This is a genomic window from Bacteroides sp. 2_2_4 (genome assembly GCF_000157055.1).
In the GTDB taxonomy this organism is placed as follows: Bacteria; Bacteroidota; Bacteroidia; order Bacteroidales; family Bacteroidaceae; genus Bacteroides; species Bacteroides ovatus.
The window spans coordinates 349590-364530 of the sequence record NZ_EQ973360.1 but is presented as its reverse complement, the minus strand read 5'-3'; the positions used below and the strand labels follow the sequence as shown (position 1 = coordinate 364530).

Sequence of the window (14941 nt, the reverse complement as noted above, 5' to 3'; positions counted from 1 at the left end):
TTGCCATTTATTTTTGTTATATCACTTTTTCAGCATTTAAGGGATGAATGCAATTTCATCGATACCCATTTGCGTTCCCGGCTTCTTTAAACAACTGATTTTTATGCTTAATTGTTCTGTTCCGTTCAAGTCTGCCGGAACGGTGGCTTTCATCATTTCTCCTTTTTCTGGGGAGTCTTCCGGTTTCAGGTCTATTGTTTTATAGGCTACTCCGTCTTTCAACAGTTGAACTTGCTGTGGAGCATAGATGCGATGGCGGGGAAGATTCAAAAAACTGATATAGAATGTTCCTGATGCATTGAGTCCTTTAACCGGCAGGTTGATGGTACATTCTTCTCCCGGAATGATAACCCAACCGCAATGATAGTCTCCGGGTAAACCGTGAGTGCCATCGGTCAGTTTCTTTGAATCATTTTTATTTAGTTTAGGGGTTGCGGAAGGATGCATTCCCAGAAACAAACTTTTCTTTATGTCGGAAGCAAGTATATATTGTTCCCATTCCTTTATATAATAGTCAATCTCATAAGCTGACTCATTATAATATCCCATTCCGGCAAATGCTTGATGCTCTTTGAGCTGGGTGACCCATTTACGAGCTTGGGGAAGCGGTTGAATATCCTTTCCATTCCGCTTGGCATATCCGTAAGCGTCGAAACTGTGGTCACGTGCTAATTCCATGCGCGTGAAAGACAAGGCGGTCTGGAGCTCGTGCAGCTTTTTGCGCTCTTTCCCTTTTGCTTCGGATACAAAATCTCCCATTTCATCATAGAATTTGATAAACTTCTCCGGATAGAGGAATCCTTTTTCCGATTCTCTGATACCGGCGTAAAGTCCGAGCCGCTTTCCGGATTGGGCGTTGTTTTCTAGCTCTGTGTAGTAATCGTACAGCCATTTTTTGGATACCGGGTATTCCTGATTGAAATAGCTTTTAATTAACTCATCAACCGGAAGCTCCGGGTTGATAAGGAGGGCGGATAGTACAAAAGTCCTCATTTCATCGAAAGAAGAATAGCTGTATCCACTTCCGTTGAAGAATATACCACTGGCTCCATGTTGTTTGAAGAATTGGAGTCTTTGTTGGGCTATCTTTAATATGGGAAAAGGAGTGAGGTAGTCGTCAAAGTTGTTGATATAGTCCCATATATAGATGTTATTCGTCACTTTCTTCCAGTTGTCGAGTTGGGCGGCAAATTTCTTGTCTTGCTCATCCTTGCCGTCTGTCCGGCGAAGTGGGTAGTCGATGGCGCTGACGATTACTCCGGTGTTGGAGGGGAGTTGTTTGTCGGTGACCTGTTGTGTGGTCAGATAAGAAGTCGTAAAGAAAAAATGCTTGGGAAAACGTTGTGAAAGGCGGATGATAAGTTCCGTAATGGCCGGAGTGGCATTCTTCTCTGTGTTTCCCAGTGCGGTGCAGGTGGCGCACGTGCAGGCATACGGAGCATCATCCGGGGCTATTACAAAACGGGAATTCCCCTTTTCACCGAAGTTGTCTACAATATAACTTTCTATCTGGCGGTACATGTTCTCGGAAGAGAAACATAGTTGTGAGTCATCTGTTTTTCCATGAATGGTGGCGTATACTTTTTCCGCTTCTTTCCCCAATACTTTCCGCAGGTTGTGTCCCCATATTCCCCAGCTGTCGTCGAAGTTGTTTAGTCCGATCACCCCTGTCTGATCGGGATTCAGACCGTATGGGGAATAAATGCTTTGGTAGTCAAATGCAAAGCTTCCGCAAGTATCATTGAGATTGATAAGGGCGGGAGGAAGATCCGAACCGTCTATACGCGGGTCTTCTTTGCTGATCTTCTTTATCAGTTGGTATTGCAGCCATAACATTTGTTTGTCGTCACTTGCGGTCAGTCTGATATCAGAGCCTTTGCAGGCTACTTTGAATCCTCTCTGCAATGTTGGGTCTATCTGTATGATGATGCGCCACATGTCCATTTCGGAAACGCCAAAAGCTACTATTTCATCGTCGTTTGCACGCTTCTTGAGATGCTCGTACAGGTATTTCGCCCACCGGGTGTCTCTGTCGGTCGGATCCTCACCAATGGTGACGAGATACCCTTCTTTAGATGGGAACATCTCCGTGCGTGCCTGCATACGGCAGCCGGATAAAAGGCAGCAAATACATATCATTCCTGCCAATACAGGGCCAAGCGTATCAGAATGAAATATAAACTTGTGCATAGATGTTATATAAGTTTTTATAGCGTGTCGATATGGATTCTATCTGGTTGGACGGACTTGTCCCTCGCACCGTATTGGTTTGGTTATAATAGGTGTTCCAAGTGCCCATCAAGCCTATGGTAATGTTGGGACTGACCATATACTGACCTCCCAATCCCACCATGGTATTGGTGTGAGAGAAAGAGCCGGGCAGCGCATAGTCCAGTACGGCCGTTTCCGGTGCCGATCCGATGCTTGCCATGGCGTTGATATTTGTCTTTGTATCGCTCGCCGGGAAGTATTTGGCGCCAATCTGCGCATTGTAATAGAAGTTAGAGTTGAAGAAGTGCATATCGATCTTCGTGTTGAGACGAACCACTTCAATGGTCTTGGCTAATTCTCCGCCTACAGTGAGTAGGTTAGTCTTTGACTCATTCCAACCCGTAAACAGATAGCCATTGTCTCCGGTGCCGCCTGCAAAGAATTCATCGTTCCATTCATAACGCTTTGTGTAGGCGGCTACCCGTCTATAACCCACATGTGCGCCTATTTCCCAATCATTCTTGAGATAATGCCGTAAAGCGACATCAGCCGTTATGTCCGGGAAGTATTTGGTCGCAAAGGCTGCATTGGCCGTGAGGCTCCACTTCGGTGAGAAGTGATGCGTCCACTCACCTTGTACCTGAATGCCGACTCCTCCCGGTGTCTGTTCTTCAGCCTCCATGCTGTCGCTTGCCGAGCCGCTTCGTCCTGCATAGTTGAGACGTCCCGTGTAGCTGTTCTTCTGGCCTTTTCGAGTGTATTCAGCGGTGGCAACGGAGGTAATGATGTCTTCTTCTCCGTAGCGTGCACGCAGGTAGGTCAAAGCAATCTCATTCTTGAGCATCATGCTTCTAAGGCCCGATAAGTGTCGTTGGAAAGAGCGATATTCCATGATGGATGGCTCGTAGTACTTTTGGTAATAATAGGCTGAATCCGCTTGACGGTTGGCTTCATATACCACTCCCTTGGTGTACTTCAATGATTTGTTCTGACTGTCGTAAAGCAAAGCTGTATCAAGAACAGCGAGAGCCTTTTCCGGTTCTTTCGCCTTTGTCAGTTGCAGGGCACGATATTCACTGCTTTGTGAGAATGCGCCTATAATCTCTTTGTTACTCGGGTATTTATTGAGTATCGGTTTCAGGAATTCCAAAGAAGCTTCGTATCTCTTGTCACGCTCAAGGACAGTAGCCCTCTTTGCCTGATAGAACGGTTCTTCAGGATAATAATTGATCCCTTGAGCCGTATATTTCTCGAATTCATCGTATTTTCCGAGTAAACCGGACGAATTGATGGCATACCGTAATCCGAGATCGCTCGATGGATTCAGGCTAATTAGCTTAACAGATTCCTCGTATGCTTTCTTCGTAGCTCCGGCTTCCATACATTTCTTGATGTACGGCACTGCTAGTTCCTCGTATCCGATAACATAGAAAATGCGCATATCCTCATCGCTCTGCTCGATGGCAGATAGATACAGTTGCAAAGCCTCTTCGGTTTTATCCATTTTATCGAGAATAAATGCCCTTTTCAACGTGCCGTTTTCGTAATCAGGGAAGTGAAGAGTGATGGTGTCCAATGTGGCAAGTGCTTCATTGTAACGTTTCATATTGATATAGCAACTCAAGGCTTTTTCCCATGCGGCACCGTTCACTTCATTGTCGTCTACATGTTTTTGAGAAACGAACAATACGTGCGGCAATGCTTCTGCGTACAGACCAAGTTCCATCAGTTTTTCAGCTTTCTTCATGTGTTGTGCGCTCATGGCAAGCGTAATATCATAATCATCAGGATACATCTCATACATCTTTTTCAGCGTTGAATAGGCAAGATCATCCTCATTCATCTGGCGATAAAGCATATATTCTTTATAAAGAATTCCTTTATCATTGTTGCCATATTGTTTTTTAGCTTCTCTGATATAGAAGAGTGCGTCATCGGTATATCCCCGGGTGACGGAAGTGTTCAGCAGGTAGTCTAATGCTTCCTTGTTCTTATTACCTCCTTCGTAGGCCATGCCATATAATACATAAGGATCCCGCTGCTTCTCTGCTCGGGCAGCCTCCATTAACAGGTCGTTATACATACGCCGTATGGCAGGGCTGTTGTTTCTTCGCATTTGCTCGCGTATAAACACCAGAGCTTCCGGATAACGTGCCAATTCACTAAGGATACTCGCCCTTTTGACGATAAGCGCACCGCTTCCCGGTATGGCAGCCAAACCGTTGGATGACCAGCCTAGAGCAGCTTCCCGGTTTCCTTCCTGTAAATGCAGGTTAATGATGTCCAGATAATATTCTTCGTTTTGAGGAGATACTTTGATGAGCTCCGTCAACTTTTCGATAGCCTCTTTTCGGTTACCGCCTTTTTTCATTTGCTGGTAGCCTACCTCCATGCTGTGGATATAATCCTTCCTTAGAATCGTATCGTTCGGGTAAATCTGATTGATTCGTTTCAACAGACGGTCTGCTTCCACATCGTTGTTCTGCTTGCGGTACAGTTCAATCTTTCTTCGCCATAAACCTCTCCAATACGGATTCACTTCCAGCAACTCATTAACGTAACAAATAGCACTGGAGTAATTTTCGGTGATATCTTCTACGTCTACCAGCAGATGTTTGGCATTGACGTTGTTGTAATTGTCATCTATCGCTTTGACAAGATGATAACGCGACTGGTCATAGTTCTTTTCGTGGAACCAGTATTTTCCCATGAGCCATTCAAGGTCAGAAACATTCGGGTATTTCTGAAGGCCCTCCTCCAACAGCTCTTTCCCTGCTTCCCATTCCTCGTTCGCAAAATGCTCCTGTACAATCTGGGCATATTGCTCCGGTGTCTGGAATCCGTTGTCGGTCCCGGAGGAAGAGGTTATCAGTAAAAACAGACAACCTAATATGGTGATCTTATGGAGAAATTCTCTGTTCATTCTATCTTGTCTTTAATCTTTCTTTCTTGTTTAAATCGTAGCAGGTTCGGGCTTCATTGCCGTTATATCAGTACCGTCTGCACTTTCTTCTTTCTGCTTGAATCCCTTACGTTCCATGTTTTTCCACTTGAAGTCTCTATTGGTCAGATAACTGAGGTATCCTCTCAATGAACAGAAAGTGATGATGGGATGATAGAAGATAGGCTCTAATATGGACGCAATGATAATCCACAGGTATTCATATCCTCTTTTATATAGCATCCCGACATAGTAGTCGTAGGTAATAACAACGATGGAAAGGAACTGGCAGAACGTATAGATCGTCAGGTAAATCATCCATGCCGTGTTCCAGTTGACTGCTCCTGTAAAGGCCAGATAGATAAATACTATCAAACCGACGAGCTCGATGATCGGCGCTAGAAACTCAAAAACGAACATATAAGGCAGAGTTAACAGTCCCATCTGTTTATACGTCTTTTTGAAAATCATCTTACGATGGATATTAAGTGTCTGGAACAATCCCCGTGCCCAACGGGTACGTTGCCGGTAAAGCATTGCCAGGTTGGGAGGTCCTTCCGTCCAACAACAAGTATCAGGAATCTGTACGATCTTATAAGGACGGGAGAAGTCGCACATATATCCTACCATGCGGGTGATGAGGTCCATGTCTTCGGCAAAAGAGGGAGCATCGTATCCTCCGGCTGCAATCGCTACCGAACGATCGAAAAGACCGAATCCACCGGAAACATTCGGCATACCATTGATAGCGGACCATCCCATCTTACCAATCAGATAAGAGCGCATATATTCCAGATTCTGGAAAAGTGGAATCGGTGTACGGGGAGTTCTAACGTCTATGATTTGTCCGTCTTTCACGACGCATCCGTTAGCCATCAACATCGTTCCGCTGACTGCAATTACTTGTTTTTCTGAAGATATAATGGGCGAGATACAACGATAAAGAGCATACTTTTCCAAAATGCAATCCACATCCGTGCAGATAAAATAAGGATGAGAAGCAACGTTGATACCCGCATTGGATGCATCCGCTTTGGTTCCTCCATTTTCTTTGTCTACAACGATGAGTCGGCTGTATTTCGGGTTGGAGGATTTGAGGAGTCTTCGGAACGGTCTGGTTTTGATTCGCTCGATATAAGCATAGGGCACTTCTACCAGTTCATAATATTCGGTCATCTTTTCCAATGTACTGTCCGTACTTCCATCATTTACAATAACCACCTCGAAAAGCGGATATTCCAATGCAAGCATGGAGTTCACATTATCAATGATTGTCTTTTCTTCATTGAAGGCAGGAGCAATTACCGAAATGCCCGGTGTATAGGGGGATTCCTTGATTGTTTTCCGCATATAGCTTTCCACATAGTAATCCTTTCTCCGTTTTAGAGAAATGAAAGAGAGGAAGGCGAATGTGACGAAGAATATCGCCAGCATGCTCGTATAAAAGAATACGAAATAATTGAAGAATGTAAATATTATATCTCTCATGTTCTCTAGTTTAACTGGTTGATTAACGGATGCTTGGTGTGGGCAAACAATATAGCTGTGTGGGAATCTGCTTTTCTTTCCAATTGATCGAATGTTTTCCTTCCCATTGCACTATACTCATAGAGGGCTTTGAGTATGACTCTCTTGGTTCCCCAGTTATCTGCTTCATCATAAGCATTGTAAAGAAATCCTAAAGCCTTATCGGTCTTTAGATCCGCAATAGCCGAAATGATTTGTCGTTTGACTTCTTCCGGTTGTACATTATACATTTCAATCAGCTTAGGTTCAACCTCTTTGTATTTTAGTTTACCTAAAGTCTTGATCGCTTCACCTCGTATTTCCACAGAACGGGCATTGAGTTGCTTCGCGAGAATTGGGGCACTTTCGGTTTCATTATATAGCCGGATTTCGTTGATAAAGAATATCTTAACGTTTTCTTCAGCTGAAGTATTCACCCATTTAATAAAGGTGGGTGTGTTATATCCCACTTTCTTACGGTGCTCCAAGATAGCGTGTAACTCCATCATGTCCCATTGCCTTAACTTCATGCCGATGTCTTCGTCGAAGAAGCGGAACGGGTCACCCTGGCTTAACCACATATAAGTATAGCGTGCCGAGTTTCTTAGTTCTAGTTCACGATGATAGAGGAAACGCACCAATACCGCTTCAGAGGCATAGCCATTGATGGACTGAATAAGTTTCAGAGCTTGTATCTTTGATCTTTTGGAACCGAATTGAAGTTCGCGTTCAAGGAAACGTGTGATTTGGAATACGGTTTGAATCGTTTGATAGTTTAGTTCATTGATCTCATCTTCATGCACACTCTTGATTTCTGTTAATAGTTGAGTGATAATGCGTAACTCGTTAGGTTTCGGGCGCTTTTTCGTATCATATTCTAATCTGTCAGCTATCTCTTCTTCACTCAATGTGTTGGAATCTAGTGAGATAGATTTCATTTCTTCATAATACTTATCAAATGCTTTATTGTATTTCCGCTTCTCTTTTCGCCTTTTAAATATACCATATATAATATGGAATAGGAGAAATAAGTACGCAATAATACAAAACATTACAGCAATTGAGCATATTCTTATGATTAAAGGATAGCCAATAAACTTGTAATATATCCAATAGAAATAATATTCTATGTAATCTATACCATACAGTACTTGATCCATTTCCCTTGATATATTTATATATAGAACTTGTATATTCGGAATAAAAGCTCTATATTTGTTGTATTGAATGTTCTGTCTAATGCAAATATACGAAATAACTTGTATATATTATCCAGTGTTCATGAACAGGCCTTTTGAGCCCTATTTTAGCTCTTGTGATTATTCTCGATGGAAAGGATTGAAATTACAAATAAAGGCAAGCAAAAAGCTATTAGGAGTTAAATATATTTTTGATAAGTTAACAAATGGAGCCTGAAAATAAGTGTGATAAGCCAGGTTCTCATGCGAAACAAAAACAAACAATAAATTTAAAAATTAAATTAAGATGAAAATTAAAAGTTTGATGTATGTCCTTATGGGGACAATGTTGGTTACTACTTCCTGCTCTGATAATGAGTTGGAAAAAGGTAACGATGGTTCGGGAACTGTTGACCCGGTAAATGCTTCTGCACTTGTGAATGTATATTCCGATAAAAGTGGTTCTGAAGCGAGTCTGCTTGTGGGAGATGTATTAGTGAAAGATTCCCGTACTCTTACGTTGAATGTTCCTGCTGCTTGCGAGAAAGTGTATATGAAATACAATACAGTTTCGGGAACAGAAGCTACAAAAGAATTTGCTTTGTCTCCTGTTAGTCGTGGTGTAGATCAGAGTACTGGTTTCAATTTTGAAACAAACCGTCTGGCATCGGTAACTCTTGCGCTTCCTGAAGATGCAGTGCAGCCGACAAATGAAACGGACCAAGGCTATCTTTTCTATCATAACACAGGTGTGGTGATGTTCGAAGATGGTTGGCCTATTCAACTGGATTCATGGTATGATGAAGATTTCAACGATGTTGTATTCGAGTATGACTTGAAGGTGACTGAATGTCATAGTCAACAGATGATGGAGACTGTAGGAGGTAAAGAAGAATTGTTGTTGACTTTGGATGTTCGTGCTGTAGGTGGTATATACCCGACTGTGTTAGGTGTTGTACTGGATGGTTTGAAAAGCGAGTATGTTGATCGGATTACTGCAAGCCTTGTACTAAAAGGTGGTCAGGGAACAATGACAGACTTAGCTAAAGAGGAACTTTCTACAAAAAATATAGTGAAAGTTGAAAATAAAAATTGGAATTGGAGTAATGATACTCGCAAAGAACCGCGTTTCGCAATATTGACAGTGGATAAAGCACAAGCGGAAGGAACTGTTATTACACTGGATGGTTTAACTTCTTTGATGGATAATAATCAGGATATGTTTCAGGTAACACAAGGAAAAGTAAGAGAAGGACTACCTATGTTGCGTGCTGAAGTTAGACTGATTGGTAAAGAAGGATTAACTGGAGCCGAAAGAGATGCTCAGCTTGCAGCATTTAGAGAGTTGATTTTAGATACTAATAGACAGAATTTCTTTATTAAGGTGAACGGTGGTAAAGAAATACACATGAGGGGTTATGCACCGACTTCTGCTTACAAAGCAGAATATGAAGCATTGGTTGCGGGTGACACTACACTGGATGCAAATGTTTATTATTCAAATACCAAAGGTTCCACTTGGGGAGTTAAACTTCCGGTTGGCACACGTCATGCTTATGAACGTGTACCATTTAGAGAAGCATATCCTGATTTTACTAAATGGGTAGATAGTAAGGGTGCTTCAAACCAGAAATGGTATGAGAACTTTGTTGATGAAAAAACTATAAGATATTGGTAATGCAAATTATCTGTCAATACGTTATTTGAGTTATTTTGTACAATTTGAACCCCTCTTTTTTCGAAAAGAGGGGTTTCTTTGTATTCGGAAGAATAATCTTTAAACTAATACCGTAATGACGAAGCGATTTTTTATAGGCTACAGTTTGATTACTTTTTTTCTCTTAAATAGTGTGGTGCTTTTGGCACAGCACAAAGCTTCCTTTGTGCAGCAATGGAAAATAGAAGATGCATCCCATGCTTTGCAGATAATAGAACGTGCAGATACATTAGAATTGATAGTTCCGGACGGACTGACTATGTGGTATCGGCAACGATTGACGGGCGATTATGAAATATGTTATCGTATTTGTATGGTGATGCAAGGTGGAAAGTATGACCGCTTGAGTGATCTGAACTGCTTCTGGGCTGCCAATGATCCTAAATACCCTGATGATCTTTTTGCCCGTAGTCAGTGGCGTGACGGCATCTTTAAAAACTATAACACATTAAACCTTTTCTACGTTGGATACGGAGGAAATGATAATTCAACGACCCGTTTCCGTCGATACAAAGGAGAATATTATGGAGTGGCAGATGACAAGGTGAAACCTTTATTGAAAGAATATACCGATGCCTCTCATTTACTCGTCCCCAATCAGTGGTATGAGATTCGGATTCGAGTGGAAAAGGGAATCACAACTTATTCTGTGAATGATGAAGAGTTGTTCCGCTATACCCTTGCGGGTGGTGAAGGTGACGGACACTTCGGTTTACGTCTTTTGCAGAATCACGTACTCTTTACAGATTTTAAAGCGACTATACTTTGACTTATATACTGAAAACCTAATAAGACTATATTTCCATGATGAAACAACCTTTTACTAAATTTGGAGTGACAACTCTGTTTTCTCTTTTGTGCTCAGCATTCCTTCATGCTCAAGTTGTAACAGATGAACGGATGTTTTCTTTTGAAGAACCGCAAATACCGGATTGCATCACCGCTACCCATTCCCGCCTGTCGGTATCTGATCTGCATTATAAAGATGGAAAACATTCGTTGGAATGGACATTTGAACCGGGTGGTATATTGGAACTCAAGAAAGACCTGAAGTTTGAGAAGAAAGATCCGACCGGCAAGGATTTATATCTTTCGGCTTTTATTGTGTGGGTTTATAATGAAGTTCCCCAAGATACGATCATTGAGTTTCAGTTTCTGAAAGACGGCAAACGATGCACATCTTTCCCTTTTGGTATTAATTTCAGTGGTTGGCGCGCCGCATGGGTTTGCTATGAACGTGATATGCAAGGCACACCGGAAGAAGGTATGAATGAACTCCGGATTATTGCTCCAAATTCAAAAGGAAGCCTTTTCATCGATCATTTGATTACGGCTACTAAGGTTGATGCACGTCAACAGACGGCCGATCTGCAAGTCCCTTTTGTCAATGCCGGAACCACCAACCATTGGCTGGTTGTCTATCAACACTCGCTTTTGAAACCGGATATTGAATTGACTCCTGTAGACGATAAGCAAAGAGCAGAAATGCAACTGTTGGAAAAGCGTTTTCGTGATATGATCTACACGAAAGGGAAAACGACAGATAAAGAAGTAGAAACCATCCGCAAGAAATATGATTTCTATCAGATAACTTACAAGAATGGTCAAGTATCGGGAGTACCTATTTACATGGTACGTGCTTCAGAAGCTTATGAACGGATCATACCGAACTGGGATAAAGATATGCTGACTAAAATGGGAGTGGAAATGCGTGCTTATTTCGACCTGATGAAAAGAATTGCCGTTGCATATAATAATGTGGTAAATCCGGTGATTCGGGAAGAAATGAAGAAGAAGTTCTTAGCAATGTACGATCACATAACCGATCAGGGGGTAGCTTATGGTAGTTGTTGGGGAAATATCCATCATTATGGCTATAGTGTTCGCGGTCTGTACCTGGCATATTTTCTGATGAAAGATGTGCTTAGGGAAACCGGGAAACTTCAGGAAGCCGAACGGACATTACGCTGGTATGCGATTACTAACGAAGTATACCCTAAACCGGAAGTCAATGGAATTGATATGGACTCTTTCAATACACAGACCACAGGACGCATTGCCAGCATTTTAATGATGGAAGATACACCGGAAAAACTACAATATCTCCGGTCTTTCTCCCGTTGGATTGATTTTGGTTGCCGTCCTGCATTGGGATTGTCCGGTTCGTTTAAAGTAGACGGAGGTGCTTTCCATCATCGAAATAACTATCCGGCTTATGCTGTGGGCGGACTCGATGGAGCAACCAATATGATCTATCTTTTCAGCCGGACGGAATTTGCTGTTTCCGAGTTAGCTCATGAAACAGTGAAAAATGTACTGTTGACCATGCGTTTCTATTGCAATAAGCTGAACTTCCCTCTTTCCATGTCCGGTCGTCATCCAGATGGAAAAGGTAAACTGGTTCCTATGCATTTTGCTATGATGGCTTTAGCCGGTTCTCCCGATGGAAAGGAGGAATATGATAGTGAAATGGCTTCTTCTTACCTCCGTCTGATTTCAGACCCAAGTATTGAAAATGACTCTCCCGAATATATGCCTAAGGTTTCAAATGCTGAAGAACGTAAGGTGGCAAAACGTCTTGTGGAGAAAGGTTTCCGTCCGGAACCGGACCCGCAGGGAAATATAGCGATGGGATATGGTTGCGTCTCTGTCCAACGTCGTAGTAACTGGTCGGCTGTGGCACGCGGACATTCCCGTTATCTATGGGCGGCAGAGCATTATCTGGGAGCAAATCTATACGGTCGTTACCTGGCACACGGCAGTTTGCAAATATTGACTGCTGCACCGGGACAGACAGTAACTCCCGCCACTAGCGGCTGGCAGCAGGAAGGTTTTGACTGGAACCGTATTCCGGGAGTGACATCTATTCATTTGCCATTGGAGCAATTGCAGGCTAAGGTGCTCAATGTGGATAGTTACTCTGGAATGGAAGAGATGCTTTACTCCGACGAGGCTTTTGCCGGTGGTTTGTCTCAACAGAAGATGAATGGTAATTTCGGAATGAAGTTACATGAGCATGATAAGTACAACGGATCACATCGGGCACGTAAATCTTACCATTTCATCGATGGAATGATTGTTTGTCTTGGTTCGGATATTGAAAATACAAATACGGAGTTCCCGACAGAAACGACTATCTTCCAATTGGCAGTTACTGATAAAGCAGGGCATGATTATTGGAAAAATTATCAAGGAGATAAGAAAGTATACGTAGATCATTTGGGAACGGGTTATTATGTTCCAACTCCCATCCGGTTTGAGAAGAACTTTCCTCAATACTCGCGAATGCAAAATACAGGAAAGGAAACAAAGGGTGATTGGGTTTCTTTGGTTGTAGATCATGGAAAGGCACCGAAAAACGGAAGTTATGAATACGCTGTTTTGCCTCAGACGAATGAAGCTCTGATGAAGAAATTTGCAAAGAAGCCTACTTATAAGGTATTACGGCAAGACAGGAATGCACATATTGTTGAGTCCGTTTCCGAACAGATCATTTCTTATGTGTTGTTTGAAACTTCTGAAACGACATTGCCGGGTGGCTTATTACAACGTGTGGATACTTCCTGTTTGGTTATGACTCATAAAGAATCTGCTGATAAGATTAAGTTGACGGTGGCACAACCGGATTTGGCTTTGTATCGCGGTCCAAGCGATGAAGCGTTTGATAAAGATGGGAAACGTATCGAACGTAGTATCTATTCACGACCATGGATTGAAAATGCCAGTGGTGAAATACCTGTGACTGTAACGATAAAAGGGCAATGGAATGTAGAAGAAACTCCCTTTTGCAAGGTGATTTCTTCTGATAAGAAGCAAACAGTTTTGCAGTTCAGTTGCAAAGATGGTGCTAGCTTTGAAGTGGAGTTAAGGAGATAAAAGTCAGACAATAGGAGATCATTTGCTTTCCCTGATAGGGGAACAGTAGTTTCTCTTGGAGAAACCATAGTTTCCATGCCGTTGAAACTATTGTTTCTAGGTGCTGAAACTACAGTTTCCCAATGCTGAAACTTTAGTTTCCCGGTACGAAACCTTTGGTTTCAAGCCTTGAAACTAAAAGTTTCCCTACGAGAAACAAGGGTAATGCATTCATGAAATAAATAGGATTGCCTGGAGCTTCCGGAGTGAATACCTCCGCGTTGTGAAATGTAGCTTATCTGTTTCTGGTGACAGCATTATTGTTGTCACACTGCTGTCACCTATTGCTGTCACGGTGTTAATTGTTAATAATCAAACCGTTAAGCAGCAATCGGTGACAGGTGACAGATATATAATTAAAATAATTGTATAGAGAGGTTAGAACATAAACATGGCAACGGCAACAATACGGTTGTTACATACGGCATGGGTATCTTGAATTTTCCCATTGGACGTATTGAGCGAACCATACCATGCAGAGCTTAATGTATATTCCAACCCGAATTTCCAGTGGGGGACATTGTAGGTCAGTTCTGCTCCTGCCGTAACTAATTGGTTAAGGTCTGTTCCTGTTCCATAAAGTTTTGCATCATTTCCTTTGGGAGCATATAGTGCATCACTTGTTCCCAGATTCTTGGCATAGCCTACGAAGATTCCCGGCTTCCATTTCTGTCCGTAGACAACGTTGAACCAAGAGCTGGAGAAACGTATCGGAGTATATTCTTGTTCTCCCGTTTGTTCGTTGACAGACTTGATCCCGAATCCACCCAAACCGGAAGCTTGTGTCAGATTGGATCCTAATACACTCTTCGCACCTATAAACCAATCTTTATTCGTATATTTTACATGGGCTTCGTAGGACAGGGTGGTAATGCGTTCGTCCACCTTGAAGGTTGTTTCCATTGAATGCATATAGCCGGTATACGGGTCTGTAAAATAATGATGGAGTATTGCTTCCGTTCTAGGTTTCAGTGAAAGCATTTCGACGCCTACTCCTGCTTGCAATTGTTTACTTTTATAGTCTAATCCTAAGTAAATTTCGGGAATACAGCTTTGCTTCAGATACTTATGTGTTTTCCCTTCCGGTCCTTGTGAAGTATATTGTGATTGCCACACTGCGGCTCCGGTAAGTTGGAAATTCTTGTTTGTATAGCGATAACGAATTTGTGGCGCACGGCTGAATGGTTGGAACGGTGCTCCTACGGAGAGATTAAGAATCTGCGGAGACACATCTCCGAATAACGGATGCCAGTTTTGCCCGAGCAATAAAGCCGATTTACCCCAATCCAGATTCAAATAAGCATGACGAAGGCGAATGACCGAATAAGAAGTGCCTGTGCCGCGGAAGTCGACTTCTACTTTGGCAGACGTCTTGGCTGTTCCCAGTTTTGGACCGGCAACGTCTACTCCAAGGCGTGAATATAAAGTATAGAAGTTACTGTTGGGTGTTGAGGTCAAATCGTTCCCCTCCGG

At 42.5% G+C, this 14941-nt stretch carries 8 protein-coding genes; 3 read left to right on the top strand and 5 right to left on the bottom strand.

What is annotated here, in order from left to right:
- Positions 1 to 36: 36 nt before the first annotated feature.
- From BSCG_RS13340 to BSCG_RS13355, 4 genes are read right to left on the bottom strand one after another with little or no spacing between them, the layout of a single operon-like run.
- Positions 37 to 2190 carry a DUF4838 domain-containing protein gene (locus tag BSCG_RS13340; protein WP_032849533.1) on the bottom strand — a complete coding sequence of 718 codons (2154 nt, stop codon included), beginning with the start codon at positions 2188 to 2190 and terminating at the stop codon, positions 37 to 39.
- Positions 2165 to 5134, bottom strand: a complete 2970-nt coding sequence (locus BSCG_RS13345) for a hypothetical protein (protein ID WP_008776120.1) — start codon at positions 5132 to 5134, stop codon at positions 2165 to 2167. Before BSCG_RS13345 ends, BSCG_RS13340 begins: the two co-directional genes overlap by 26 nt.
- A gap of 30 nt (positions 5135 to 5164) precedes the next feature.
- The gene (locus BSCG_RS13350; protein ID WP_004298138.1) at positions 5165 to 6640 is read right to left on the bottom strand and encodes a glycosyltransferase family 2 protein; all 1476 of its coding nucleotides are present in this window, start codon (positions 6638 to 6640) and stop codon (positions 5165 to 5167) included.
- Positions 6641 to 6645: 5 nt separating this feature from the next.
- Positions 6646 to 7818, bottom strand: coding sequence for a HEAT repeat domain-containing protein (locus tag BSCG_RS13355; RefSeq protein ID WP_004298140.1), 1173 nt, complete (start codon positions 7816 to 7818; stop codon positions 6646 to 6648).
- A 325-nt stretch (positions 7819 to 8143) separates the two neighbouring features.
- Between BSCG_RS13355 and BSCG_RS13360 the strand changes: the two genes are divergently transcribed.
- From BSCG_RS13360 to BSCG_RS13370, 3 genes are all read left to right on the top strand, one after another.
- Positions 8144 to 9514, top strand: a complete 1371-nt coding sequence (locus BSCG_RS13360; protein WP_008776119.1) for an LruC domain-containing protein — start codon at positions 8144 to 8146, stop codon at positions 9512 to 9514.
- Positions 9515 to 9629: 115 nt separating this feature from the next.
- On the top strand, positions 9630 to 10322 hold the full coding sequence (locus BSCG_RS13365) for a DUF6250 domain-containing protein (RefSeq protein ID WP_008770454.1): 693 nt from the start codon (positions 9630 to 9632) through the stop codon (positions 10320 to 10322).
- Positions 10323 to 10357: 35 nt separating this feature from the next.
- Entirely contained in the window at positions 10358 to 13429 is a 3072-nt protein-coding gene (locus BSCG_RS13370; protein WP_008776118.1) for a chondroitinase family polysaccharide lyase, read from the top strand.
- 417 nt (positions 13430 to 13846) lie between these two features.
- On the opposite strand, the gene BSCG_RS13375 is transcribed toward BSCG_RS13370, so the two are convergent.
- On the bottom strand, positions 13847 to 14941 hold a 1095-nt coding region (locus BSCG_RS13375), incomplete at its 5' end, for a hypothetical protein (protein ID WP_083793659.1).